Origin of the sequence: Tropicimonas sediminicola, assembly GCF_900188335.1 — a bacterium.
GTDB lineage: Bacteria > Pseudomonadota > Alphaproteobacteria > Rhodobacterales > Rhodobacteraceae > Tropicimonas > Tropicimonas sediminicola.
The window spans coordinates 338,143-364,590 of sequence record NZ_FZOY01000003.1; the positions used below are offsets into that span (position 1 = coordinate 338,143).

The 26,448-nt window shown below is 66.4% G+C and carries 19 protein-coding genes; 11 read left to right on the forward strand and 8 right to left on the reverse strand.

Going from position 1 to position 26,448, the window contains the following annotated elements; genetic code table 11:
• The first annotated feature begins 30 nt into the window (after positions 1-30).
• Positions 31-3,732: a vitamin B12-dependent ribonucleotide reductase gene (locus CHB86_RS10100; RefSeq protein WP_089232909.1), complete on the forward strand. Its 3,702-nt coding sequence runs from the start codon at positions 31-33 to the stop codon at positions 3,730-3,732.
• Between the two features lie 14 nt (positions 3,733-3,746).
• Positions 3,747-4,277 (forward strand): ImmA/IrrE family metallo-endopeptidase, encoded by a 531-nt coding sequence (locus CHB86_RS10105; RefSeq protein WP_089232910.1) that lies wholly within the window; start codon positions 3,747-3,749, stop codon positions 4,275-4,277.
• 311 nt (positions 4,278-4,588) lie between these two features.
• Here the strand turns inward: CHB86_RS10105 and CHB86_RS10110 are convergent, their stop codons facing one another.
• Positions 4,589-4,813 (reverse strand): hypothetical protein, encoded by a 225-nt coding sequence (locus CHB86_RS10110; protein WP_089232911.1) that lies wholly within the window; start codon positions 4,811-4,813, stop codon positions 4,589-4,591.
• Positions 4,814-5,250: 437 nt separating this feature from the next.
• On the opposite strand from CHB86_RS10110, the gene CHB86_RS10115 reads away from it, so the two are divergent.
• Positions 5,251-5,886 carry a J domain-containing protein gene (locus CHB86_RS10115; RefSeq protein ID WP_089232912.1) on the forward strand — a complete coding sequence of 212 codons (636 nt, stop codon included), beginning with the start codon at positions 5,251-5,253 and terminating at the stop codon, positions 5,884-5,886.
• Positions 5,887-5,905: 19 nt separating this feature from the next.
• Here the strand turns inward: CHB86_RS10115 and CHB86_RS10120 are convergent, their stop codons facing one another.
• Both CHB86_RS10120 and xth read right to left on the reverse strand, forming a co-directional pair.
• Entirely contained in the window at positions 5,906-6,196 is a 291-nt protein-coding gene (locus tag CHB86_RS10120; RefSeq protein ID WP_176442837.1) for a Dabb family protein, read from the reverse strand.
• 72 nt (positions 6,197-6,268) lie between these two features.
• The gene (xth, locus tag CHB86_RS10125) at positions 6,269-7,051 is read right to left on the reverse strand and encodes an exodeoxyribonuclease III (protein ID WP_089232914.1); all 783 of its coding nucleotides are present in this window, start codon (positions 7,049-7,051) and stop codon (positions 6,269-6,271) included.
• Positions 7,052-7,189: 138 nt separating this feature from the next.
• Between xth and CHB86_RS10130 the strand changes: the two genes are divergently transcribed.
• Positions 7,190-8,428: a DegT/DnrJ/EryC1/StrS family aminotransferase gene (locus CHB86_RS10130; RefSeq protein ID WP_089232915.1), complete on the forward strand. Its 1,239-nt coding sequence runs from the start codon at positions 7,190-7,192 to the stop codon at positions 8,426-8,428.
• 93 nt (positions 8,429-8,521) lie between these two features.
• Here CHB86_RS10130 and CHB86_RS10135 read toward each other — a convergent pair whose 3' ends face one another.
• Positions 8,522-9,643, reverse strand: a complete 1,122-nt coding sequence (locus CHB86_RS10135; protein ID WP_089232916.1) for an AI-2E family transporter — start codon at positions 9,641-9,643, stop codon at positions 8,522-8,524.
• A gap of 96 nt (positions 9,644-9,739) precedes the next feature.
• Entirely contained in the window at positions 9,740-10,624 is an 885-nt protein-coding gene (purU, locus tag CHB86_RS10140) for a formyltetrahydrofolate deformylase (protein WP_089233098.1), read from the reverse strand.
• A gap of 409 nt (positions 10,625-11,033) precedes the next feature.
• On the opposite strand from purU, the gene CHB86_RS10145 reads away from it, so the two are divergent.
• The 4 genes from CHB86_RS10145 (at position 11,034) to CHB86_RS10160 (ending at position 18,080) form a co-directional block, all read left to right on the forward strand.
• Positions 11,034-13,403 (forward strand): circularly permuted type 2 ATP-grasp protein, encoded by a 2,370-nt coding sequence (locus CHB86_RS10145; protein ID WP_089232917.1) that lies wholly within the window; start codon positions 11,034-11,036, stop codon positions 13,401-13,403.
• A gap of 9 nt (positions 13,404-13,412) precedes the next feature.
• The gene (locus CHB86_RS10150; RefSeq protein ID WP_089232918.1) at positions 13,413-14,324 is read left to right on the forward strand and encodes a transglutaminase family protein; all 912 of its coding nucleotides are present in this window, start codon (positions 13,413-13,415) and stop codon (positions 14,322-14,324) included.
• Between the two features lie 153 nt (positions 14,325-14,477).
• A complete protein-coding gene (locus CHB86_RS10155) occupies positions 14,478-15,644 on the forward strand; it encodes an RsmB/NOP family class I SAM-dependent RNA methyltransferase (RefSeq protein ID WP_089232919.1) in 1,167 nt (388 codons plus the stop codon).
• A gap of 144 nt (positions 15,645-15,788) precedes the next feature.
• Positions 15,789-18,080: a hybrid sensor histidine kinase/response regulator gene (locus CHB86_RS10160; RefSeq protein ID WP_089232920.1), complete on the forward strand. Its 2,292-nt coding sequence runs from the start codon at positions 15,789-15,791 to the stop codon at positions 18,078-18,080.
• Positions 18,081-18,096: 16 nt separating this feature from the next.
• On the opposite strand, the gene CHB86_RS10165 is transcribed toward CHB86_RS10160, so the two are convergent.
• Positions 18,097-18,723: a gamma-glutamyl kinase gene (locus tag CHB86_RS10165; protein ID WP_176442838.1), complete on the reverse strand. Its 627-nt coding sequence runs from the start codon at positions 18,721-18,723 to the stop codon at positions 18,097-18,099.
• A 204-nt stretch (positions 18,724-18,927) separates the two neighbouring features.
• On the opposite strand from CHB86_RS10165, the gene recA reads away from it, so the two are divergent.
• The 3 genes from recA to CHB86_RS10180 all read left to right on the forward strand — a co-directional run bounded on the left by recA (position 18,928) and on the right by CHB86_RS10180 (position 23,237).
• The gene (gene recA, locus CHB86_RS10170; RefSeq protein ID WP_089232921.1) at positions 18,928-20,001 is read left to right on the forward strand and encodes a recombinase RecA; all 1,074 of its coding nucleotides are present in this window, start codon (positions 18,928-18,930) and stop codon (positions 19,999-20,001) included.
• A gap of 283 nt (positions 20,002-20,284) precedes the next feature.
• Positions 20,285-22,945, forward strand: coding sequence for an alanine--tRNA ligase (alaS, locus tag CHB86_RS10175; RefSeq protein WP_089232922.1), 2,661 nt, complete (start codon positions 20,285-20,287; stop codon positions 22,943-22,945).
• 4 nt (positions 22,946-22,949) lie between these two features.
• The gene (locus tag CHB86_RS10180) at positions 22,950-23,237 is read left to right on the forward strand and encodes a DUF1330 domain-containing protein (protein WP_089232923.1); all 288 of its coding nucleotides are present in this window, start codon (positions 22,950-22,952) and stop codon (positions 23,235-23,237) included.
• A gap of 34 nt (positions 23,238-23,271) precedes the next feature.
• Here the strand turns inward: CHB86_RS10180 and CHB86_RS10185 are convergent, their stop codons facing one another.
• The gene (locus tag CHB86_RS10185) at positions 23,272-24,234 is read right to left on the reverse strand and encodes a hypothetical protein (protein WP_089232924.1); all 963 of its coding nucleotides are present in this window, start codon (positions 24,232-24,234) and stop codon (positions 23,272-23,274) included.
• A 286-nt stretch (positions 24,235-24,520) separates the two neighbouring features.
• Positions 24,521-26,338 (reverse strand): translational GTPase TypA, encoded by a 1,818-nt coding sequence (gene typA / locus CHB86_RS10190; RefSeq protein WP_089232925.1) that lies wholly within the window; start codon positions 26,336-26,338, stop codon positions 24,521-24,523.
• Positions 26,339-26,448: the final 110 nt, after the last annotated feature.

Sequence of the window (26,448 nt, forward strand, 5' to 3'; positions counted from 1 at the left end):
GGGCGGACAAGGCGCACGGGGCACCACCAGATGAAGATCGACAGAAAGTTCACCACCGCCGGAGACGACGCCTACGCGGGGCTGGCCTTCACCACCACGACCTCCGAGATTCGCAATCCCGACGGGACGGTCGTGTTCAGCCTGGAAGGCATCGATGTGCCCGCCGGCTGGAGCCAGGTCGCCAGCGACGTGATCGCGCAGAAGTACTTCCGCAAGGCCGGCGTCGCCGCGCGTCTGCGCCCGGTGAAGGAAAAGGGCGTTCCGGAGTTCCTGTGGCGGTCCGTGCCCGACGAGAAGGCGCTGGCCGAACTGCCCGAGGACGAACGCTTCGGCGGCGAGACCTCGGCACGCCAGGTCTTCGACCGCCTGGCCGGCGCCTGGGCCTACTGGGGCTGGAAGGGCGGCTACTTCACCACCGAGGAGGACGCCCGCGCCTATTATGACGAGATGCGCCACATGCTGGCCAGCCAGCGCGCCGCGCCGAACTCGCCGCAATGGTTCAACACCGGCCTGCACTGGGCCTACGGAATCGACGGTCCGTCGCAGGGCCACTATTACGTCGACCACAAGACCGGCAAGCTGACCCGCTCCTCCAGCGCGTACGAGCATCCCCAGCCGCATGCCTGCTTCATCCAGTCGGTCGCCGACGACCTGGTGGGTGACGGCGGCATCATGGACCTCTGGGTCCGCGAGGCGCGCCTGTTCAAGTACGGCTCCGGCACCGGCACCAACTTCTCCTCCCTGCGGGCCGAGGGCGAAGCGCTGTCGGGCGGCGGCAAGTCCTCCGGCCTGATGGGCTTCCTGCGCATCGGCGACCGCGCCGCGGGCGCGATCAAGTCCGGCGGCACCACCCGCCGCGCCGCCAAGATGGTGATCTGCGACGCCGATCACCCGGATATCGAGGAATTCATCAACTGGAAGGTGAAGGAAGAGCAGAAGGTCGCCAGTATCGTCGCGGGCTCCAAGATGCACGAGTCGAAACTCAACGAGATCTTCGCGGCTATCGGGCAGTGGGACGGCGCGATCGAAGATGCGACGGACCCGAAGAAGAACGACGCCCTCAAGGGCGCAATCAGAGCGGCCAAGAAAGTCGCCATCCCCGAGACCTATATCAACCGCGTTCTCCAGTACGCGCGTCAGGGCTACGCCTCCATCGAGTTCCCCACCTATGACACCGATTGGGACAGCGAAGCCTACAACACGGTCTCGGGGCAGAATTCCAACAACTCCGTCCGCGTCACCGACGCCTTCCTGAAGGCGGTGCGGGAAGATGCCGACTGGGAGCTGCTGCGTCGCACCGACGGCAAGGTCGCCAAGACCATCAAGGCGCGCGACCTCTGGGAGCAGATCGGCCACGCCGCCTGGGCCTGCGCCGATCCGGGCATCCAGTTCCACGACACCGTCAACGCCTGGCACACCTGCCCGGAAGACGGCGAGATCCGGGGCTCCAACCCGTGCTCGGAATACATGTTCCTCGACGATACGGCCTGCAACCTGGCCTCGATGAACCTGCTGACCTTCCTCAAGGACGGCGAGTTCCAGGCCGAGGACTACATGCACGCCACCCGGCTCTGGACGCTGACGCTGGAGATCTCGGTGACCATGGCGCAGTTCCCGTCCAAGGAAATCGCGCAGCTCTCCTACGACTTCCGCACCCTCGGCCTCGGCTATGCCAACATCGGCGGCCTGCTGATGAACATGGGCTACAGCTATGACAGCCACGAGGGCCGTGCGCTCTGTGGGGCGCTGACGGCGATCATGACGGGCGTGGCCTATGCCACCTCGGCCGAGATCGCGGGCGAACTGGGCCCGTTCGCAGGCTACGAGCGCAACGCGAAGCACATGCTGCGCGTCATCCGCAACCACCGCAACGCCGCCTATGGCAACACCGCGGGCTACGAAGGGCTGGAAGTGAAGCCGGTCGCGCTCGACCTCGCGTCGAACCCGGACAAGCGGCTGAACGAGCTGGCCAAGAACGCCTGGGACGAGGCGCTGCGCCTCGGCGAGCTGAACGGCTACCGCAACGCGCAGGCCACCGTGATCGCCCCCACGGGCACCATCGGACTGGTGATGGATTGCGACACCACCGGCATCGAGCCTGACTTCGCGCTGGTGAAGTTCAAGAAGCTCGCCGGCGGCGGCTACTTCAAGATCATCAACCGGTCGGTCCCGGCCGCGCTGGAAAAGCAGGGCTACACCTCGTCCCAGATCGACGAGATCGTCGCCTATGCGGTCGGCCACGGCACGCTCGGCAACGCACCCGGCATCAACCACACGACACTGGCCGGCAATGGCTTCTCGCAGAAGGAGATCGACAAGATCGAGGCGGCGCTGCCCTCGGCCTTCGACATCCGCTTCGTGTTCAACCAGTGGACGCTGGGGCAGGAGTTCTGCACCGACGTTCTCGGCATCCCCGCCGAGAAGCTGAACGATCCGACCTACGACCTGCTGACCGACCTCGGCTTCACCAGGGCGCAGATCGAGGCCGCCAACGACCATGTCTGCGGGACCATGACGCTGGAGGGTGCACCGCACCTGAAGGAAGAGCACTACAGCATCTTCGATTGCGCCAACCCCTGCGGCAAGAAGGGCAAGCGCTTCCTCTCCGTCGACAGCCACATCCGCATGATGGCCGCGGCGCAGAGCTTCATCTCGGGCGCGATCTCCAAGACGATCAACATGCCCAACGACGCCACGATCGAGGACTGCCAGAAGGCCTACGAGCTTTCCTGGTCGCTCGGCACCAAGGCCAACGCGCTTTACCGCGACGGCTCCAAGCTGAGCCAGCCGCTGGCCTCCGCGCTGGTCGAGGACGACGAGGACGCGCAGGAAGTGCTGGAAAGCGGCACGCCGCAGCAGAAGGCGGAAGTGCTCGCCGAGAAGATCATCGAGAAGGTGGTGGTCAAGGAGATCGTCCGCTCGCATCGCGAGAAGATGCCGGAGCGCCGCAAGGGTTACACCCAGAAAGCGATGGTCGGCGGACACAAGGTCTACCTGCGCACCGGCGAGTATGCCGACGGTTCGCTCGGCGAAATCTTCATCGACATGCACAAGGAAGGCGCCGGCTTCCGGGCGATGATGAACAACTTCGCCATCGCAGTGAGCGTCGGCCTGCAATACGGTGTTCCGCTTGAGGAATTCGTCGACGCCTTCACCTTCACCAAGTTCGAGCCGGCGGGCATCGTTCAGGGCAACGAGACGATCAAGAACGCGACCTCGATCCTGGACTACATCTTCCGCGAACTGGCGGTGAGCTACCTCGACCGGACCGACCTGGCCCATGTGAAGCCGGCGGGTCATACCTTCGACGATCTCGGCAAGGGAGATCAGAACGAGGGTGTGAACAACATCGCCGAGCTGAGCGACACCGCCGCCAGTAAGTCGCTGCGGGTGCTCAAGCAGATCTCCTCGACGGGCTACCTGCGCAAGCGGCTGCCGCAGGAACTGGTTGTTCTGCGCGGCGGGGCCGAGGGCATGGCCGGCGGCATGGCGCTCGACACCGCGCTCGACCCGCTCGCCACGCTCCAGACCCTGGTGCCCGAGACCGGGACTGGCAGCGCCTCCGGCTCCACTACCTCGGTGGGCGCCATCACCTCGATGGACGACCGCGCCAAGGCCCGGATGCAGGGCTACGAGGGCGAGGCCTGCGGCGATTGTGGCAACTACACGCTGGTGCGCAACGGCACCTGCATGAAGTGCAACACCTGCGGCGCCACGAGCGGGTGTAGCTGAGGAGGAGCAATGTTATGATCCGGCTTCGGGACGTAATGAAAAAGCTGCCTCCAGACGGAGGTGCTCGACACGCCTTAAGAAACTTCAATCTTGCACCGAAGGGCGAAAACGGCGTTCCGTCGGTCAAAGAACTGGCGGAGACGCTAGGATTTGAGGTCGAACGCGTTGAACTTCCGCGAGGCATGAAGGGACGGCTTGTCCCGGACAGCTTCGCTCCAAATGGTTTTCGAATTGAAGTGAACGAGACCTTGGACGTGCTTCAACAACGTTGGGCGGCGCTTCATGAAATTGGTCACTACTATCTTCATGTCGATAGGAATGACCCATTTGTCGTCGCTGAGAAGTTTCGTGATCGAGGCAACTACTTCTACTCAGACGAAGAACTGCAAGAGGAGCGCGAAGCCGATCAGTTTGCCGCAGCGGTTCTATTCGATGATGGGGCCTTTGGTGCAGCGCGGAGTCTCTTGGGGGATGACGATAGGCGCCTTTCAAAGCATTTCGGCGTAACTGAGAACGTGATCAGGATTGCAAGGCGCCAATTCTAAGTGTTTCCACTCCGCTCAGTTAACGCTGTGTGGATGGTTGGGGGGCTCTTGTGCCCCGGGGCGGATCAGGCCGCAGGCAGAAAACCGGGCGGTATAATCAAGTGAGCCTGATAAGCCAGACTGGGGCGCCCTTGCGGCGCCCCGATTTCTTTTGGAGGGGTGGGGTCGTCTCCGGGAGGCGCAAGAAGCGGTTCGCGTGCACCGACGCTCCAACGCCTCGCCCGGTCGCCTTGTGGAACGTCAGCGGGCCGCGATGCGGCAGCGAGAACAGGCAGGGCGACATTGGGGTCGCCGAGCGCCGCGTGGTCCGATCAGTAGCCGTTCACCACGGTCCCGACAGAGACCTCCAGGTCCTTGAACCCGGAGACCGGACGGGTGGGTTGCCCGGAACCGCCCGCTACCCCCATGACAGCCGTGCCGGAGACGGAGACGGGCGACGCCGCAACGTCCCTTTCGGACGACGGGGGCGTGTACTGGGGCTCGCAGCTGGCCAGCACTGCCATCAACCCGGCCACACCGAACGATTTCCGGATCATAGACGCTCTCCTATCCACTGATCTCGCGCGCATTCCCGCGAATGCCGTCCCATACCAGACCCCGAGGGCCACCAAAACCGGTGTATCGACCGGCAAGCACGACTTGCCAGCCGCACGCCCCGTACCAAAGGCCGGATTGCCCGACGGCTGCGGGGCGGAAGCGATCACCTTCGGGTGACATCGCCATGCCCACGCTCTCGTTTTCCTCCGGGGCGATTCCATGCGATCCGGCCGTCAGGATTTGTGGCGAAACTGGGGCTTCGAGAGCCGATCTTCCGCGATGTGACCCCGTGATTGGTCGGCATGTCGCGCCTAATCCGGCCCCGTCGATCAAACTGTCGCGTGATCTTGCCCTGTCTGTCGGGAAATTTGACTAAAATGGGGCAGCTCGGTCACAATCCTGACCATTGGTTTGCGAGTGTGTGGGTATTGGTATCATGAGTCCTATCGAACGGGTGCGGGCAAAGGCGGCGGCTTCGGAAATCCTCGGCGTGAGCAGCCATGCGAGCCTCGAGGAACTGCGCGCGGCCTGGCGCCGTGCTGCGAAGGTTCTGCACCCCGATCAGGACGGTGGCGACACGCGGCGGTTTGCCCAGGCCAAGGCGGCCTATGACCTGCTCAGCAACAACGAACCGGAAGACCTCGACGTCGCGGCTTTCGCCCGGTCCACGCGCACCGCGCCGGCGCGCAATGCATCGGTCCGCAGGCCGCAGGTGGCCGCCCGTGTCAGCCCGCTGTCCCGTGAGATCCTCGAGGCGTGCGAGGCGAAACTGAAGGCGCATGGTGCGGCGGAAGATGCCTCCGCGGGCCGGCCCGCCGGGCACCACGTGCCGCATTCGATCGCCCGAAAGGGGCGCGAGATCACCTACCGGATCGCGACGCCGCTGATCGCCGGGGTCAACCGGGTGGCGCTGCCCACGTCCGTCTTGGGGGGGCACCGGCGCGAGGCTCCGGCGATCCTCCAATTCGCATCCCAGAAGGCAGGGGCAGGGGAGATCGAGGTGCCCGAAGCGATTCTGCGCCAGCGCTTCCCCGGGGCGCGCAGCATCCGGATCAGCTTCGAAGCCTCCTGACAGGAGCCGGTAACCGCCCTCAGATTTCGTGCTGGATCGCGGCGAGCCGTGCCACGGCCTTGGCGGGCCCGGCCACGTAGGCCTTGTGCGCATCGCTCTCGATGTAGCGACGGAAGGCCGCCATGTCGTCGAAATCCGCCACCACAGCAAAATCGTGATGGTTCGGCCCCTTGCCGACATTGTCGCCGCATTCCAGCGCCCGCACCTCCGGTACGCTGTCGCGAAACCCCTCGACGGCGGCGCGCAGCGCGGCGCGTTCCTCCGACGTCGCCTCGGGTTTGAACGTCACCAGGACGATATGTCTGAGCATCGGCGCCTCCGTTCCGCTGGCTTCTGAGGCCAGCATGCGGTGCCACGCCGCCCGGTCAAGCCGGGCAAGGGCTCAGGCGTCGAGTTCCACCCAGATCGGCACGTGGTCGGAGGGTTTCGGGCGGTTCCGGATGTCCTTGTCGATCCGGCAGTCCGTCAGCAGGTCCGCCGCCTGCGGGGTCAGCAGCAGGTGGTCGATCCGGATGCCGTCGTTCCTGTCCCAGGCGCCGGCCTGGTAATCCCAGAAGGTGTAGTGCCCGGGGCCCGGCGTGCGGGCGCGGAAGGCCTCGGTGAAGCCGAGGTTCAGGATCTCGCGAAAGGCGCGGCGGCTTTCCGGACGGGCCAGCGCGTCTTCGCGCCAGGCCTCCGGCCGGGCGGCGTCCTCGTCCTGCGGGATCACGTTGTAGTCGCCCGCCATCAGGGCCGGCTCCTCCTGCGCCAGCAGGTCCCTTGCGCGCGCCTTGAGGCGCTCCATCCAGCCAAGCTTGTAGTCGAACTTCGGCCCCGGCGCCGGGTTGCCGTTCGGCAGGTAGAGCCCGCAGAGCCGCACCGCCGTCCGTTCGCCCACCACGGTCGCCTCGATCCAGCGCGCCTGCTCGTCCGAATCGTCGCCCGGCAGGCCGCGGGTCACGTCCTCCAGTGGCAGCTTCGACAGGATCGCGACCCCGTTGAACCCTTTCTGACCATGGGTCTCGACGTTGTAGCCGCGCTCCTCGAACATCTCGCGCGGGAAGCCTTCGTCGACGGACTTGATCTCCTGCAGAAGCGCCACGTCGGGCTGCGCTTCGTCCAGCCAGTCGCAGAGCGCGGGGTGGCGTGCCTTGATCCCGTTGATGTTGAAACTGGCGATCTTCATGCTGCGCTCTTTCCGAATGGGGTCCGTTCGGCGCAGTTTCTTCGACTCGCCGGGCAGGGGCAAGCGGAGAGCAAAACCGCGGCGCGAGGGCATCCCGGGAATTGACGACGCCCGCGCCTCCCCCCATAGCTTTGCGCTATGACCGAACGTTTCGATGGCAGCTTCACCCAGCAGGAGCCGATCCCCGAAGAGGGCATCGCCGCAGCGCTCGACGTGCTGCGCCACGGCCGCCTGCACCGCTACAACACCGTGCCGGGCGAGGCCGGCGAGACGGCCCTGCTGGAGGAGGAGTTCGCCGCCGCTACGGGCGCGCGCTACTGCCTCGCGGTGGCCTCGGGCGGGCAGGCGATCACCATCGCCCTGCGCGCGGCCGGCGTGAAGCCCGGAGATCCGGTGCTGACCAATGCCTTCACCCTGGCGCCGGTGCCCGGCGCCATCGCCGCGGTCGGCGGACAGCCGGTGCTGATCGAGACCACCCCGGCGCTTACCATCGATCTCGACCACCTCGCAGAATGCGCCCGCGCGACGCCGGAGGCACGGGTTCTGCTTCTGTCGCACATGCGTGGCCATATCTGCGACATGGACCGGCTGATGGAACTCTGCCGCGACGCCGGGCTTGCCGTGATCGAGGATTGCGCCCACACCATGGGAGCGGCGTGGAACGGCACGCCCTCCGGCCGGCACGGGCTGATGGGCTGCTATTCGACCCAGACGTACAAGCACATGAATTCCGGCGAGGGCGGCCTGCTGGTCTCCGACGATGCCGAGGCGATGGCCCGCGCCGTGCTGATGTCCGGCAGCTACATGCTCTACGAGCGCCACCGTGCCGCGCCGCCGGCCGAGGCCTTCGAGCCGCTCCGGCTCGACGTGCCGAACATGTCGGCGCGGATGGACAACCTGCGCGCCGCGATCCTGCGTCCGCAGCTCGCCGGGCTCGGGGCGCGCTGCGACGCGTGGAACGCGCGCTACCGCTGCGTCGAGGCAGGGCTGCGCGATCTGCCCGGTCTGAGCCTGATCGCGCGTCCGGAGGCGGAGGCCTACGTCGGCTCCTCCTTTCAGTTCCTGCTGCCGGACTGGGACGCGCGGGCGATCGGCACGCTCATCCAAAACTGTGCCGCCCGCGGGGTGGATCTCAAGTGGTTCGGGGCCGACCGCCCCGTCGCCTTCACCTCGCGCTACGATCACTGGCGCTACGCCGCGCCCGCGCCCCTGCCGCAGACCGACCGGGTGCTGGCCGGGCTGATCGACATGCGCCTGCCGCTGACCTTCTCGCTCGAGGATTGCGCCCTGATCGCGCGGATCATCCGCAGCGAGGTCCTGTCCCTTCAGGGGAGCGCCGCGCAGCCCGCCACCGATCCGGCCCCGCAGCCGGGCTGACCCGCCCTTTCACCTGTCCGGAAATATCCCGGGGTCCGGGGCAGCGCCCCGGTTCCGCACAGTCCGCAACGCGCCGCCGGGGCAGGGCGCGGCCTATCCCGACTGTGCGGCTGGCCCGTCGGAGGGCGCTTCCTCGGGATGTTCCGACTGTTCCATCACCGCCTCGGCCAGCGTCGCCCAGATCGTAACGAAGACACCGGCGACCACCGGCCCGAGGATCAGCCCCACCGCGCCGAACATCCCCAGGCCGCCGAAGGTGGAGACCAGGATCAGGATGTCGTGCATCTGGGTGTCCCGTCCCACCAGGATCGGGCGCAGGATGTTGTCGATCGTGGTCACCACCAGCCCGGCCCAGAGCGCCAGCCCGATCGCCGCCGTCGTGTCGCCTGCCGCGAACAGGAACAGCACGCCGACCGCCAGCACGAGGCTCGGCCCGACGCCGGGGATGATCGACACGATCGCCATGACGACGCCCCAGAAGGTCGCGCCGTCGATCCCGGCCGCCCAGAACCCCAGCCCGCCCAGCACGCCCTGCACCACGCCGATCACCAGCACGCCCTTGATGGTGGCCCGGCTGACCGAGACCGCGCGGTCGGCAAGCTTGTGCTGGGTTTCCGGCGCCAGCCCGGTGAAGCGCAGGATCTGCTTCATCACCGGCGTTTCCATCTTCAGGAAGAAGAACAGGGCATAGAGAAAGATGAAGGTGTCGAGAAAGAGCAGCGCGGTGCCCCGGGTGACCGCCGACATCGTGCCCACCATGTAGCGGGCGGTGGCGCTGACAAGATCGCCGATCTTGGAGATCACCTCCGGGCCGATCTGGTCCATGTCCTCCTCGTAGGGCAGCCAGTCCGGCCATTCCCAGGTGGCGCTGCGCTCGGCGAGGCCGTCCAGCACCCGCACCACCGTCCGCGGCAGGCCGAGCGCCTGTTCCGCGGCGACCGTTGCAATGAAGAAGATCGGCACGATCCCCAGCACGATGATCAGCGTCAGGGTGATCGCCGCCGCGGGATTGCGCCGCCCGCCGACCATCCTCTGGATACGCCGGTAGAGCGGGCGCGACATCTCGGCCACGATCGCCGCCATCAGCAGCGAAATCAGGAAACCCCGGATCATCCCGAAGAAGATCAGCGTGATCAGCGCCGTCGCGAGCACGAGCGCCGAGATCCGGATCACGTCCGGGCTGATAAGCGGCGGCTTGGTCGGGGTGTCAGGCATGGGTGCTCCGGGCGGTCGGCCGAAGTCTATCGGCCAACACCCGACGGCAGAAGGGAAAAAGCGCGCCGTCCCGACGGTGTCTGGGCAGGGCCGGGTTCAGCCCATCCGTTCGGAGGCGTAGCCGCCCGGGCTCGCGGGGAACACCACGGTCTTGTTGCCATTCAGGAAGACGCGGTGGTGGATATGGGCGTGGATCGCGCGGCTCAGCACGAGGCTTTCCACGTCCCGTCCGAGCGAGACGTAATCCGCCGCGGATTGGGCATGGGTCACGCGCACGATGTCCTGCTCGATGATCGGGCCCTCGTCGAGATCGGCGGTCACGTAGTGCGACGTGGCCCCGATCAGCTTCACGCCCCGCTCGAAGGCTTGCTTGTAGGGATTGGCCCCCTTGAAGCTGGGCAGGAAGGAATGGTGGATGTTGATGATCCGTCCCGACATCTTCTGGCACATGTCGTCCGAAAGCACCTGCATGTAGCGGGCCAGCACGATCAGTTCCGCGCCGGTTTCCTCCACGATTTCCATCTGACGCGCCTCGGCCTGCGGCTTGTTGGCCTTGGTGACCTTGATGCAGTGGAACGGGATGTCATGGTTCACCACCACCTTCTGGTAGTCCATGTGATTGGAGATCACCCCAACGATATCAATGGGGAGCGCGCCGATCTTCGAGCGATACAGGAGGTCGTTCAGGCAATGGCCGAAGCGCGACACCATGATGATCACCTTCATCTTGGCATCGGCATCATGGAAGGCGTGCTCCATCTCGAACTGCTCGGCGATGGGCTGGAAGGCCGCTGCGAGCTCCGCCATGTCCTTGCCGCCCTCGCTGGTGAAAGAGATGCGCATGAAGAAGTTCGCGGTCTCGAGGTCGTCGAACTGCTGGCTGTCTGTGATATTGCAATCGGCGGCGGCGAGATAGGTCGAGACGGCCGCGACAATGCCGCGTCGGGTGGGGCATTTCACGGTCAGGGCATATCGGCTCATGGGTCTTTCCATCCGGTGTTCGTGCTTCGGCAGACCCTGCAGCGCGATGCCGCCGCCTGAAACCAGAAAAACGCGCGATTTCTGATGAAATGCGGCCTCTGCCACGGCAATTACGGGCGTGTGTTTCCGATTGGCGAAGCGATGCCCGCTTCCCGCGCGTTTGTCTCCCCGTGCTGCACTGGCCCGGGCAGCCGCGATTGTCTGCGGTGGCAGGGCGCTGCATCGAGCAGTTCGCGTGCCGTATCCCGATCCACGAGAAACGCGGTCGAAACCCTGCGTCTTTCACGGCTCAGGGCGCATGTGCATTGGGCCGGTGCCACTTGCCCCCTGCGGGATTGCCCCATAGGGAGTTTCTATTGACGCCCGATCTGCGACGGGCGCAGGGTTTCTTACGGTCGATGGAGGGCCAATGGACGGCAATGCGGCCGATGCGGTGCAGCGGTTTCTCTCGGGCTATGCGGCCCTCGAGGGCGTGCCCGACGAGCTGATCGGCCCGGACGGGGCCGTTCGGCCGGTCTGGGAGTCGTTCATCGCCCGCCTTGCATCCATGACGCCCGAAAAGCTGGCCGGGCGGATTGCGCATGGCGACCGCTACCTGCGCGATGCGGGCGTCTATTTCCGTCGTTACGGTCCCCAGGACACCGGTCGGCGGGACTGGCCGCTCAGCCACATCCCGCTGCTGATCTCCGAGACAGACTGGAGCGGGATCTGCGCCGGCCTGATCGAGCGCGCCGACCTTCTGGAAAAGATCGTCGCCGATCTCTACGGCGAGAACCGGCTGGTGCAGCAGGGCCACCTGCCGGCGGCGCTGGTGGCGCAGAATGCCGAATGGCTGCGCCCGCTCGTCGGCGTGCGCCCGCGCTCGGGGCATTTCCTGCATTTCGTCGCCTTCGACATCGGACGTGGGCCGGGGGGCGAGTGGTGGGTGCTGGGCGACCGGACCCAGGCCCCCTCCGGTGCGGGTTTCGCGCTCGAGAACCGGATGGCGACGACGCGCGTCTATTCCGACATCTTCGCCAGCGCCAACGTCACCCGGCTGGCCGGCTTCTTCCGCGCCTTCCGCGACCAGTTGAGCTCGATGCGCGAGAACGGCGAAAGCCGGGTCGGCATCCTCACGCCGGGGCCGATGAACGAAACCTATTTCGAGCACGCCTTCATCGCGCGCTACCTCGGCCTGACGCTGCTCGAGGGAGAGGACCTCGCCGTGCGCAAGGGCCGGCTGATGATCCGGACCGTCGACGGGCTGCAGCCGATCTCGGTGCTGTGGCGGCGGCTCGATGCGGCCTGGGCCGATCCGCTGGAACTCAACGGCGGCTCCCAGCTCGGAACGCCGGGGCTGCTGCGGGCGGTGCGGGAGGGCAACCTCACGATGCTCAACGCGCTCGGCGCCGGCGTGCTGGAAACCCGGGCGCTGATGGCCTTTCTGCCGCGCCTGAGCCAGGTGCTGAACGGCCGCCCGCTGCGGATGCCCAATATCGCCACCTGGTGGTGCGGGCAGGAGAGCGAGCGCGCCTACGTGCGCGAGAATGCCGAGCGAATGACGCTGGGCGACGCCTTCTCGACCGGGCTGGCCTATGAAACCGGCGACGTGACGCCGCCTGCCACCGGGTTCAGCGACTGGATCGAGCGCCGGGGCGGCGCGCTGGTCGGGCAGGAACGGGTGCGGCTTTCGACGGCGCCGGCACTGGTCGACGGCACATTGCAGCCCCGGCCGATGAGCCTGCGGGTCTTCCTCGCGCGCACCGCCGACGGCTGGCAGGTGATGCCGGGCGGGTTTGCCCGGATCGGGCGGTCGGCCGCGTCCAACGTGCTGGCGATGCAGCGCGGCGGCCGGGTCGCGGATGTCTGGGTGGTGGGCAAGGAGGAGGCCGAGGTCGTCTCGATCGCCCAGCCCGCCGGAGAACGTGTGGCCCGGACCCCGCCAGGCGCGCTGCCCAGCCGGTCAGCGGACAACCTGTTCTGGCTCGGCCGCTATGTCGAGCGCTCGGAATACCTCGTCCGCCTGCTGCGCGCCTACCATTCGCGCCTTGCCGAAACCGATACCCCGGACAGCCAGCTTCTGCGGCTCGCGGCGGCGCATCTGGAGGGCTACGATTGCGATGCCTCGGAACCGGTGCCGAAGGCGCTCGAGAGCGCGATCCATTCGGCCTACCTCAGCGCCGGGCATGTGGGAGACCGCTTCTCCGTCGACGGCACGCTGGCGCTGGCCGATCTCGAACGCACGGCGTCGGGTTTCGCGCGCAAGGTGATGGCGGGCGATGACGCGGCCCGGGCGATGAGCGTGCTGCTCCGCAAGCTCAACGGTTTCTCGGGGCTGGTCCATGACAACATGTACCGTTTCACCGGCTGGCGTTTCCTCTCGCTCGGCCGCGCGTTCGAGCGTGCCTCCAACACCGCGGCCTGCCTCGTGGCCTTCGCCGATCCGGTATCGCCGCCGGGCAGCCTGGACATCGCGATCGAGATCGCCGACAGCGTTATGACCCATCACCGCCGCTACACGGTCGCGATGAACCGTGCGACGGTGATCGACCTGTTGGGCCTCGACGCGCTGAACCCGCGGTCGATCCTGTGCCAGCTCAACGACGTCGAGGGGCACCTGGCGCATCTTCCGGGGGCGGGCGATCACCGCCAGATGACGCCCTTCGCGCGCTCGGTCCTCAGGGCGCGCACGGATCTGGCGCTGCACGAGCCCGAGACGCTCGACACGCCCGCGCTGGAGCGGCTGCGGACAGAGATCGCCGACATGTCGGACCAGCTCACGCTGGCCTATCTGAAATAGGGGCCGGCGATGCAGTACGAAATCCGCATGTCGATCACGTATGACTATCCGGCGGCTGCCAGTTCCGGCCGGCACCTTCTGCGCCTGCTGCCCGCCGAGATCCCCGGGCTGCAGGAGGTGCGCGAGCCCACGCTTCGGGTTCTGCCGGAACCGGTGGAGTGGCTGGAGGGGGCCGATTTCTTCGGCAACCGGACCGTGGAGGTGGCGATCGACCAGCCTCACGCGGAAAGCCGGTTCGAGATGTCGGCCCGCGTCGAGCGCCTTGGGCCCGGGCGGCTGCTCGACGTCTCGCCGCGCCTGACCGACCTGCCGCGGGACATTGCCGCGCACCGGGGGCTCGACGCCGACGCGCCGCACCATTTCACCGGGCCGTCGCCTTGGATCGTGACCCACCCGGAGATGACCTCCTACGCGATGGAGGTCGCGGACAACTCTGCCACCGTGCTCGACCTTGTCCGCAAGCTGGGCAATCGCATCCACTCCGAGTTCGAGTTCGATCCGGAGGCCACCGAGGTCGACACCCCCGCGCTCACCGCCTTCGAGCGGCGCCACGGGGTCTGCCAGGATTTCAGCCACGTGATGATTACCTGCCTGCGCGGGATCGGCGTACCGGCGGGATATGTCAGCGGCTTCCTGCGGACCGTCCCGCCCAAGGGGCAGGAGCGGCTGGAGGGCGCGGATGCGATGCATGCCTGGGTCCGGGCCTGGTGCGGGCACCAGATGGGCTGGGTCGAATACGATCCGACCAATGCGATTGCGGTGAGCCGCGACCACGTGGTGATCGCCCATGGCCGCGACTACGGCGATGTCGCGCCGGTCAAGGGCGTCATGCGGCTGGCCGGAGAACACAGCACCACCCAGTCGGTCGATGTAATCCCGCTCGGCGAAGGCGCGGCGACCGCGCGCCCCGAAGCGGGCTAGCAGGCCGCCGCTGCGGGACCTTTCACAACCGGAACCGGGGGCGTAGACAGGGGCTGCGACCGCACCGAGGCGGGATCGCGGAGACAGCAGGCCGGAGGCTGGAATGCAACGGGCAGGCGAGGGACGCGGGCCGTTCCGGAAAGGCAGGGACGTGTGACCCCGGACGCAAGATATGCCGCCGCGGCAGACATTCTCGACAGCTACCTCGCCGGCGACCCGGCCGAGCGCGTCCTGACGAACTGGGCGCGGCGCAGCCGGTTCGCCGGCTCGCGCGACCGGGCGGCGGTAAGGGATCACGTGTTTGACGCCATCCGCCAGCGCCGCTCCGCGGCAGCCATCGGCGGGGCGGAAACCGGCCGCGGCCTCGTGATCGGTCTCCTGCGGCTTGCGGGCATCGATCCCGATAGCGTGCTGACCGGACAGGGCTACGCCCTGGCGCCCATGAGCGAGGCCGAGCGGAGCCATGTGGCCACCTTGACCGAGACCGAGCGGCTGGATTGCCCCGAATGGCTGGAAGAGGATCTGCGAGCCAGCCTCGGAGCGGATTTCGAACAGGTTCTCAGTGTCTTGCGGTCGCGGGCTGACGTTTTCCTGCGGGTCAATTCTGCGCGTTCGGACCGCGAATCCGCCCGCGCGGCGCTGCGTGAGGAGGGGATAGACTGCGAACCGCATCCCCTCTCGCCGACCGCTCTTCGTGTGATCGACGGCGCTCGGCGCGTCCATCTCTCCCGCAGCTACCAGGAGGGCCTGGTGGAGTTGCAGGATGCCGCATCGCAGGCCGTGTCCGACCGCATTCCGCTCCCCGATGGCGGCAGGGTCCTCGACTATTGTGCCGGCGGCGGCGGGAAATCCCTGGCGCTCGCCGCGCGGTTCGCGGGCGAGATCCTCGCCCATGATGCATCGCCCGAGCGGATGCGCGACATCCCCGCCCGCGCCGACCGTGCAGGCGCGCGGGTCCGAACGCTCCGCAGCGCCGAGCTCGACGGGCGCGCGCCATTCGACCTCGTGGTCGCGGACGTTCCCTGCTCCGGCAGCGGCGCCTGGAGGCGCCAGCCCGAGGCGAAGTGGCGCCTCGATCGCGCGGGCCTCGACCAGCTTTGCGAAACCCAGGCCGTGATTCTTCGGCGCGTGGCCGACCGGGCTGCGCCCGGCGGGGCAATCGCCTACGTGACCTGTTCGATCCTGAAGGCCGAGAATGAAGATCAGGTTACCGCGTTTCTGGCAGGCAGCGACGACTGGACCTGCGAGCGCATGGACCGTCTGTCGCCCGCCTCCGGCGGCGATGGTTTCTTCCTGGCCGTCCTCCGCAACGGGGGGTGAGAGATGGCCGGCGGAGCGAATGGTACGCTTCACGGCGGGCCCGAGTTGGCCTTAAGCCGGACTTAACGAATTATGTCGGAAATGAAGGGGCCAGATTCGAAACGGAGAGAGGCATTGACCCACCCGGCTCTCGCCCCCAGCCCAATGACCCGCAGCGCTGCGGCGTTCTCCGGCCGCATTCCGTTCCTGACGGTATTCGCGCTGGTGTTTCTGGGGGCGGCTTTCTTCGTTCCCGGCCAGATGATCGCCCTGTCCCTGCTGGCGTCCGGTGGCACGCTCGCGGCCATGGCGCTTCTGATCGGCCTGTTCTCGGCGCGACATCGTTCGGCGCGTGACGATCTGGGCAATGCGCTTGCAGGTTTCATCGAGAACGACGGCTCCCCGAGCTTCATGACCGATATCGATGGTGTGGTCCTTCACCGCAACCGATCCGCGCGCGACCGGTTCGGGGAGGGCGTGGAGATCGATGAGACGCTGGTCCGCTGCCTGCGCGACCTGTTCGCAAACCCTGCTTCGGTGCTGCTTCGGCTGCAGAACAGGGCGGAGGCGCGCGGCTCCGCGCGAGAGGATCTCGTGACCCGACGCGGCCATGTCCGGATCGCCGTGCATCAGGTCGGTGACGACAGGTTTCTCTGGCGACTCGAGGATCTGGTGGAGCGTGGCGCCGCCGGACGCGGCGCGGAGGCCCTGAGCCTGCCCATGATGACCGCAAGCCGGAATGGCACGATCCTGTTCATGAACGATGCGCTGCGGCGGATTCTCGGCGGTCGCGTCAAGACGCTTGACCGCGTCTTCACGCAACTGCCGCTGGTGTCCAACAGCATCCAGGAGATCAATGGCGCAGACGGTCCGGTTCGGGTGCGGGTGATCGACATCGAGGGCACCGGAGGCCGCCATGAGATCTTTCTCGTGCCTTTTGCCGGCCCGGAAACGGTGGAGGACCATGCCGACCCGTCCGCCGGCGGGATGGATGGCCTCCCGGTTGCCGTTCTGAAACTCAACAGCGCGGGCGAGATCCGGGTCGCCAACGCCAGCGCCCGGCACTTGCTCGGTGATGCCGCCTCGCCGGGAGCGGAACTTCAGAAGCTGGTCGAGGGGCTGGGCCGGTCGGTTCGGGACTGGCTGGAGGAGGCGTCCAAGGGGCGGGGACTTGGCCGTCCAGAATTCGTGCGCGCGAGCATGCCGGACAAGGAGCTGTACCTTCAGATCACGCTCGGGCGGATCGTCGAGCAGGACGAAGTCCTGCTGGTCGCCGTCCTGAACGATGCGACGGAACTCAAGACGCTCGAAGCCCAGTTCGTGCAGAGCCAGAAGATGCAGGCAATCGGCCAGCTCGCCGGGGGCGTGGCCCATGATTTCAACAACTTGCTGACCGCGATCTCGGGGCATTGCGATCTGCTGCTCCTGCGGCACGATCAGGGGGACCCGGATTACGGCGACCTGGTCCAGATCAACCAGAACGCGAACCGCGCGGCGAGCTTGGTCGGGCAGCTGTTGGCCTTCTCCCGCAAGCAGAACCTGAAGCCCGAGGTTATGGACCTTCGCGATACGCTGTCCGACCTGACCCATCTGCTCAACCGGCTGGTCGGTGAAAAGGTCACGCTGTCGCTGTCACATGACCCGGGCCTCCGCCTGATCCGGGCGGACAAGCGGCAACTCGAGCAGGTGATCATGAATCTCGTGGTCAACGCGCGCGACGCCATGCCCGAGGGGGGAGAGGTGCGCATCGAGACCGAGAGCCGCCATATTGCCGCTCCGATGGCGCGCGACCGGGCGGTCGTTGCGCCGGGAGATTACGTGGTGGTGCGTGTCACCGACGAGGGTGTCGGCATCCCGCCCGACAAGCTGCAGAAGATTTTCGAGCCCTTCTTTACCACCAAGAGGACGGGGGAGGGCACGGGCCTTGGTCTGTCGACCGCCTATGGCATCGTGAAACAGACCGGCGGGTACATCTTTGTCGACTCCGTCGTCGCCTCCGGCACGACCTTCTCGCTCTATTTTCCCGCGTTTGACCGCCCGGCTGTGGACGCGACGCCGGCACGGTCCGTTGGCCCATCGACGTCACAGCAGCCAGCGGATGGAGTGGTGCTGCTCGTCGAGGACGAAGCCCCGGTCCGCGCCTTCGCCTCCCGGGCACTGCGTATGCGGGGCTATACCGTAATCGAAGCGGAAAACGCAGAGGACGCGCTCGAAACCCTGGAAGATCCGGATCTGAAGGTCGATGTCTTCGTGACCGATGTCGTGATGCCGGGAATGGACGGGCCGAGTTGGGTGCGAAAGGCGCTGGTCCAGCGGCCGGGAGTGCGTGTGGTCTTCGTATCCGGTTACGCTGAGGAAAGCCTTTCCGACGAACAATCGCGCATTCCGAACTCTGTCTTCCTGCCGAAACCCTTCTCGCTCAATGAGCTGACCGCGACGGTCCGTGACCAGATCTAGTAAGCGGCCTGGGAGCTCAACCTTGAGCGTCTCGTCGGCGCAACGTGGCCTCGACAGCGAGCCCGTGAAGTGAGACCTCGTCCTTTAGCTCGCGCGCGGCCAGCTGGGCGAGGTTCTCGGGAAGATCCAGTTCTCCATGCGGCGAGACATTTGTCCGTCCCAGGCGAATGCGGTGACCGAGTCGGCCTTCGAGAAAGCGCACGAGTTCTTGGAAATGCTCGTAGGCGAACAGATGATCGACGCCGACCGCCTGGCTTGGTGTGCTGACGAAACGCGACTGGCGCCCGACATCTGCACAGGGAGGTCGGCTTGGCTGCAGATAGGCAGTAACGAACTCCTGAAACGAGAGGCCAATTGTGCTGTTCGGATGCCCACTCAGGGAGTCGCGCCGTCGATACCGGTACCAACTCCCCAGCCAATCCAGCGGTTCGCGTATCACAGCCACGGTTTCGAGCTGCATGCCTTCCTCGGCACTGAACAACGGCAGGACCGACCGCTGATACCAACGAAGCGGCATGTGTTTCTGCAGGGGAGGGTTGCGGATGATCATGTCCGCCTCGGCGCCAAGCGCGGCCTGAAGCGCCTGCGTGCCGGTCTTTGGCACGGCGAGAAGAACGAGACGAGCATCCCAGAAGATCATCATGGCGCGAGCGGTTCCATGTACTGCATACCCCCGCGACAATGATCGTGGAGACCTTCAGAACTCCTTAACCTCTGCCGTTGCAGGATGGAAAGCATAAGAATTGACTTGAAATGTTCCCGTTTTGACCTGATAAGGGTCGGAACAAGAGGTGAACATGGGCAGTCATTGCCGCCGGGCGCGGCGTGTGAAATAAGGACGAAAACGATGGCGACGGCGAACCTTCTCGACATGGCAGACAAGCGGAATTCGGACAAACAGAAGGCGCTCGACAGCGCCCTGGCCCAGATTGAACGGCAGTTCGGCAAGGGCTCGATCATGAAACTTGGCGGGGACAACCCTGTCGCGGAGATCGAGGCCACGTCGACCGGCTCGCTCGGTCTCGACATCGCGCTTGGCATCGGCGGGCTTCCAAAGGGACGGATCATCGAGATCTACGGCCCGGAGAGCTCGGGCAAGACAACGCTGACCCTGCATTGCGTCGCCGAGGAACAGAAAAAGGGCGGCGTCTGCGCCTTCGTGGATGCGGAACACGCCCTAGATCCGCAATACGCTCGCAAGCTCGGGGTGGACCTCGACGAGTTGCTGATCTCGCAGCCCGATACGGGCGAACAGGCGCTCGAGATCACCGACACGCTGGTACGCTCCGGTGCCGTGAGCCTCGTCGTGGTCGATTCGGTGGCCGCGCTGACGCCGAAATCCGAACTCGAGGGCGACATGGGCGACAGCTCCGTCGGCGTCCACGCGCGCCTCATGAGCCAGGCGATGCGCAAGCTGACCGGCTCGATTGCCCGCTCGAAATGCATGGTCATCTTCATCAACCAGATCCGGATGAAGATCGGCGTGATGTTCGGCAGCCCGGAAACGACGACGGGCGGCAATGCGTTGAAGTTCTACTCCTCCGTTCGGCTCGACATCCGCCGGATCGGCGCGATCAAGGATCGCGACGAGGTGGTCGGTAACGCGACCCGGGTGAAGGTGGTGAAGAACAAGGTGGCGCCGCCCTTCAAGCAGGTCGAGTTCGATATCATGTACGGCGAGGGGATCTCCAAGACCGGCGAATTGCTCGACCTGGGCGTGAAGGCCGGTGTCGTCGAGAAATCCGGCTCATGGTATTCCTATGGCGACGAGCGGATCGGGCAGGGCCGGGAAAACGCCAAGACCTTCCTGAAGGAAAACCAGTCGGTCGCGATGGAGATCGAGGACAAGATCCGCGCTGCGCACGGGCTCGACTTCCACATGAGCGACAACGACGACAGCGACGACGTGGTCGAAGCCTGACGGAAGTAGCGCGTTCGGCGGTGGAAAACCCAAAAAAGGCGGCGGGGGCATCCGGAAACGGGCCCCCGTCGTCGATTCTGCCGCTTCCTCCGGCATCGCAGGCCCGCACCGCCGCAGGCGGTGCCCGGCCCAACCGACGAAGCCGCATCTTTGATGCGTCGCCGGCGGGCGGGAGCTCTCCCGGGCCCTCCGACGGCTGAAGCCTCGACAACCCGGCTTTCCGGCTGTGGACAGCCCCCGCAGTGGCCGTTACATCTTCGCGGCAGATCCGCCGGAGACCAAGATGCCCAGCCTGAACGACATTCGCACGACCTTTCTCGACTACTTCCGCCGCCAGGGCCACGAGGTGGTGGACAGCTCTCCGCTGGTGCCGCGGAACGATCCGACACTGATGTTCGCCAACTCCGGCATGGTTCAGTTCAAGAACCTTTTCACCGGAGTCGAGCACCGGGACTACAAGCGCGCGACCACGGCGCAGAAATGCGTGCGGGCAGGGGGCAAGCACAACGATCTCGACAACGTGGGCTATACCAACCGGCACCACACCTTCTTCGAGATGATGGGCAACTTCTCATTCGGTGACTACTTCAAGGAGCAGGCGATCCCCTACGCCTGGGAGGTGGTCACCAAGGAACTTGGGATCGACGCCAGCCGCCTGCTGGTCACCGTCTATCACACCGACGACGAGGCCGCCGATCTGTGGAAGAAGGTGGCCGGTCTGCCGGACGAGAAGATCATCCGCATCCCGACCAACGACAACTTCTGGATGATGGGCCCGACCGGCCCCTGCGGCCCCTGTTCGGAGATCTTCTACGACCACGGCGATCACATCTGGGGCGGTCCTCCGGGCAGCCCGGAAGAGGATGGCGACCGGTTCGTCGAGATCTGGAACCTCGTCTTCATGCAATACGAGCAGTTCGAGGACGGCACCCGCAAGGAGCTGCCGAACCAGTCGATCGATACCGGCATGGGCATCGAGCGGGTGGCGGCGCTGCTGCAGGGCACCAACGACAACTATGCCACCGACCTCATGCGCGCCCTGATCGAGGCCAGCGCCAACCAGACCTCAACCGACCCCGACGGGCCGGGCCGGACGCATCACAGGGTGATCGCCGACCACCTGCGCTCGACCTCCTTCCTGATCGCCGACGGGGTGATGCCGTCGAACGAGGGCCGGGGCTACGTGCTGCGCCGCATCATGCGGCGGGCCATGCGGCATGCCCACCTGCTGGGCGCGAAGGACCCGCTGATGCACCGGCTGGTGCCGGAACTGGTGCGCCAGATGGGCGGCGCCTATCCGGAACTCGGCCGGGCGCAGGCGCTGATCTCCGAGACGCTCAAGACTGAGGAAACCCGGTTCCTGCAGACCCTGGAGCGCGGCTTGCGGCTGCTTGACGACGAACTGGCGGGTCTGCCCGATGGGGCGGAGCTGCCCGGCGCTTCGGCCTTCAAGCTCTATGACACCTACGGCTTCCCGCTCGACCTGACGCAGGACGCGCTGCGGGAGAAGGACCGGACGGTCGACATCGCCGGGTTCGACGCCGCGATGGCCGAACAGAAGGCCAAGGCGCGCGCTGCCTGGGCGGGCTCGGGGGAGACCCAGGACGCCACGATCTGGTTCGACCTGGCCGACAAGCACGGGGCGACCGATTTCCTCGGTTACGACACCGAAACCGCCGAGGGCCAGATCCTTGCCGTCGTGAAGGACGGTGCCGCCATCGAGCGCGCGGCCAAGGGCGAGAGCGTGCAGGTCGTCCTGAACCAGACGCCGTTCTATGCGGAATCCGGCGGACAGGTCGGCGATACGGGCTGGCTCCGGACCGAGACCGGCAAGGCCGAAATCACGGATACCCGGAAGGTCTCGGGCGTCTTCATCCATTTCGCGACGGTGATCGAGGGAGAGATCCTGCCGGGCGCCGGGGCCGAGCTCGAGGTCGATCATGCCCGCCGCGGCGCCATCCGCGCCAACCACTCGGCGACGCACCTGCTGCACGAGGCGCTGCGGGAGCGGTTGGGCGATCATGTCGCGCAGCGCGGGTCTCTCAATGCACCGGACCGGCTCCGGTTCGATTTCTCGCACGGCGCGGCGCTGAGCCCGGACGATCTCGAGGCGATCTCGGCCGAGGTCAACGCCTTCATCCGCCAGAACTCGCCGGTCGAGACGCGGATCATGACGCCCGACGACGCCCGTGCCATTGGCGCCCAGGCGCTCTTTGGCGAGAAATACGGCGACGAGGTCCGCGTCGTCTCGATGGGCCGCAAGTCCACCGGCAAGGGCGCGGACGGCCAGACCTGGTCGATCGAGCTCTGCGGCGGCACCCATGTGCGCCAGACCGGGGATATCGGGCTCTTCGTCGCGCTCGGCGACAGCGCATCGAGCGCCGGCGTACGCCGGTTCGAGGCGTTGACCGGCGAAGCGGCGCGGCAATACCTGGCCGGGCAGGACCGGCGGCTTGCCGAGGTGGCCGGCGCGGTCAAGGCCCCGCAGGCCGAGGTGGTGGAGCGCGTCCGCAGCCTGGTCGAGGAACGCAAGGCGATGCAGGCGGAGATCGCCCAGCTTCGCCGCGACCTCGCGATGGCCGGTGGCGGCGGCGCGTCCAGCGGCCCCGAGGTCCGCGAGATCGCCGGCGTGCCTTTCCTGGCCCAGGTTCTGAAGGGCGTGAACGGCAAGGACCTGCGCGGCCTGATCGACGAGCACAAGACACGCCTCGGCTCCGGTGCGATCCTGCTGATCGCCGATGGAGACGGCAAGGCGGCCGTGGCGGCGGGCGTGACCTCGGACCTCGTGGAGAAGGTCTCGGCCATCGATCTCGTCAAGGCGGCAGTGGCCGAGCTTGGCGGCGTCGGCGGCGGCGGCCGGCCGGATATGGCGCAGGGCGGCGGCAAGGATGCCGAAAACGCCGATGCGGCCATCAAGGCGGCGGAAGCCGTGATCGGAGGATAGGACCATGCCCGCACTCTGGATTGCCCACGTAACGGTGACCGACGAGGAAGCCTACGGCAAATATGCCGCCATCGCGACGGAGGCCATCGCCGAGCATGGCGGTGTCTTCATCGCCCGCGGCGGTCGCTACGTGCAGCTGGAGGGCCGGGATCGGCCGCGGAACGTGGTTGCGCGGTTTCCGAGCGTCGAGGCGGCGGAGGCCTGCTACCGCTCGGAGCGCTACCAGGAGGCGCTGAGCCACGCGCGTGGCGCCTCCGAGCGGGATCTGCTGATCGTCGAGACCACGGAATAGGCCAGCGACGCGGCCGCACTGCGGCCGCCCGTCCTCAGCCGATGGTAGGCTGGCGGGGCTTGAGCTTGGCTCGCGGTGCGACAGGGGACATCAGGAGCAGCACGAAACTGCTGGAGGAGGCGCCGCCGAAGGCGGACAGCCAGGGCAGCGGCCCGTCCCGTTCCGACAGCCCGGTGGTGCGACACAGGTAGTGCCTGGTGCCGTTGGTCCCGGCAAAGAAAGGCAGGCTGACGGAGGCTTCGGGCATGACGTGGTCGTGCAGGGAGCGCCGCAGCGCCACCATCGGCTTCGCTTCGGTGAAACGCAGGTGCCCGGTCGCGTCGATGCGGACGAGGTCTCCCCGTCCGGCCATCTGATCGGCCTGTCTGTTGGTGAAGCGGACGCGGCCATGCAGGTCCAGCGCGAAGATCGCAGTGATTCCGGGCTCCATGCCCTCGCGGAGCAGCCGGTTCTCCAGGGTCAGCCCCCCGAGCATGCGGGACACCTCGACCGATTGCTGGAGGAACGGCACGATCCGTTGCAGCAACTGCGCGAAGGGGACTTCCAGCTTCTCCCGGTCCCGGCGCGCGATGTTGCCGCCGATCATGGTTGCGCGATCCGCCGAACGCTCGAGCACGGTGCCGGCCCCGCCGACGATATCGTCCTGCGGGCGAACCCAGTCATTGTAGAATTCGGTGGTCTTGAGGGTTTCCAACGGCAGGACGGATTCGCTTTGCATGACCTTTCCGACCTGCGACTTCGCGAAGACCGGGGCCCAGGGATTCATCGCCCCGTAATAGGCTTCGTAACTGCGGAAGAAGTCGGGGTCATAGCCGTATTCGTGAACGCCGAGCGGTGTGGATACGCGGGAGTCGTGTCCGAACAATTGGACCCGGACGCCGCCGGACAGGCGGTGCAGCTCCTCCAGGAACCAGCGCCACTTTCGCTGGTCCAACGCGGCAGAGCCCGCGAGTTGCACGAGCTTTTGAAACTGATCTTCTTCGAGCGCACTCGTCATGAAAAAATGGCCTTGGTTACCAAAGCCCCCCCCCGGAACAGGTTCCCGGATAGCAAGATAAAAGGGCAAATTACGGGCTGGCAAGTGGCCCCTAGGTGAAAAGGTGTCGCTATCGGCTGTGGAAAGGTCGACTCTATCGGCTCCGCGACGCTTTATCGCCGACCAAGCGCCTCGAATGCGCGTTGATGAAGCGAGGCGCCTATATTTTAATCAGGAATCTTAAAGCAAAACCGCCCGCCAGGTGGGGGACCTGGCGGGCGGTGAGCTTGTTTCAAGCACTGTGGGCTTAGCTGGCGGCCTTGGCCTGCCGCTTGCGCTCGTGGGGGTCGAGGTAGCGCTTGCGCAGCCGGATCGCGTTGGGCGTGACTTCCACCAGTTCGTCGTCATCGATATAGGCGATCGCCTCTTCGAGGCTGAACTGGACATGCGGGGTCAGGCGCACGGCATCGTCGGTGCCGGAGGCGCGCACGTTGGTCAGCTTCTTGCCCTTCAGCGGGTTCACTTCCAGGTCGTTGTCCCGGCTGTGCTCGCCGATGATCATGCCCTGGTAGACCTTTTCCTGCGGCCCGATGAACATGCGGCCGCGCTCCTCGAGGTTCCACAGCGCATAGGCCACGGCCTCGCCCTGTTCCATCGAGATCAGCACGCCGGCGCGGCGGCCCGGGATCGCGCCCTTGTGCGGCGCCCAGGTGAAGAACACGCGGTTCAGCACGCCGGTGCCGCGGGTGTCGGTGAGGAACTCGCCGTGGTAGCCGATGAGGCCGCGCGACGGCACGTGGGCGATGATCCGCGTCTTGCCGTTCGACTGGCGCATGTCGACCATCTCGCCCTTGCGGGGGCCGGTCAGCTTCTCGATGACGGCACCGGAGTATTCATCATCGACGTCGATGGTGACTTCCTCGATCGGCTCCATCTTCACGCCGTTTTCCTCGCGCAGGAGGACCTGCGGGCGGGAGATCGAGAGCTCGAAGCCCTCGCGGCGCATGTTCTCGATCAGCACGCCCATCTGCAGTTCGCCGCGGCCGGCGACCTCAAAGGCCTCGCCGCCGGGCGTGTCGGTGACGCGGATGGCGACGTTGTACTCCGCCTCCTTCATCAGCCGGTCGCGGATGACGCGGGACTGCACCTTCTTGCCGTCGCGGCCGGCCAGCGGGCTGTCGTTGATGCCGAAGGTGACGGAAATGGTGGGCGGATCGATCGGCTGGGCGGGCAGGGGCTCGTCCACCGCCAGGGCGCAGATCGTGTCGGCGACCGTGGCCTTGGACATGCCGGCGATGGTGACGATGTCGCCGGCGACCGCCTCGTCGATCTCCTGCATGCCGAGGCCGCGGAAGGCCTGGATCTTGGAGACGCGGAACTGTTCGATCTTCTGGCCGATGCGCGAGAGCGCCTGCACCGTCGCGCCGACCTTGAGCTTGCCGCTCTCCACGCGGCCGGTCAGCGTACGGCCGATGAAGGGGTCGGCGCCGAGCGTGGTCGCCAGCATGCGGAAATCCTCGTCCTGGCGCTTGATCTGGCGCGGCTTGGGGACGTGGTTGACGATCAGCTGGAACAGCGCGTCGAGGTTCTTGCGCGAGCCGTCCAGGTCCGCGTCGGCCCAGCCGGAGCGGCCGGAGGCGTAGAGATGCGGGAAATCGAGCTGGTCCTCGTCGGCGTCCAGCGAGGAGAAGAGGTCGAACACCTCGTCCAGCGCCCGGTCGGGTTCGGCATCGGGCTTGTCGACCTTGTTGAGCACCACGATCGGACGCAGGCCGAGGGCGAGCGCCTTGGAGGTGACGAACTTGGTCTGGGGCATCGGGCCTTCCGCGGCATCGACCAGCAGTACGACGCCATCGACCATGGAGAGGATCCGCTCCACCTCGCCGCCGAAATCGGCGTGGCCGGGCGTGTCGACGATGTTGATCCGGGTGCCGTGCCACTCGACGGAGGTGGCCTTGGCGAGGATCGTGATGCCACGCTCCCGCTCCAGGTCGTTGCTGTCCATCGCGCGTTCGGCGACGGCCTGGTTCTCGCGGAAGGCGCCCGACTGCTTGAGCAGCTCGTCCACGAGCGTGGTCTTGCCGTGGTCGACGTGGGCGATGATGGCGATGTTGCGCAGATCCATACGGGCGTCCTTCGTGGTTTGGGCGCGAGGTAGCGTGCAGGCGCAGAAAAGGCCAGCGGGAAATCGGGCCGATGTGCCGCTTGATCAATTGTGCGCCTGCGGCGCGCTCC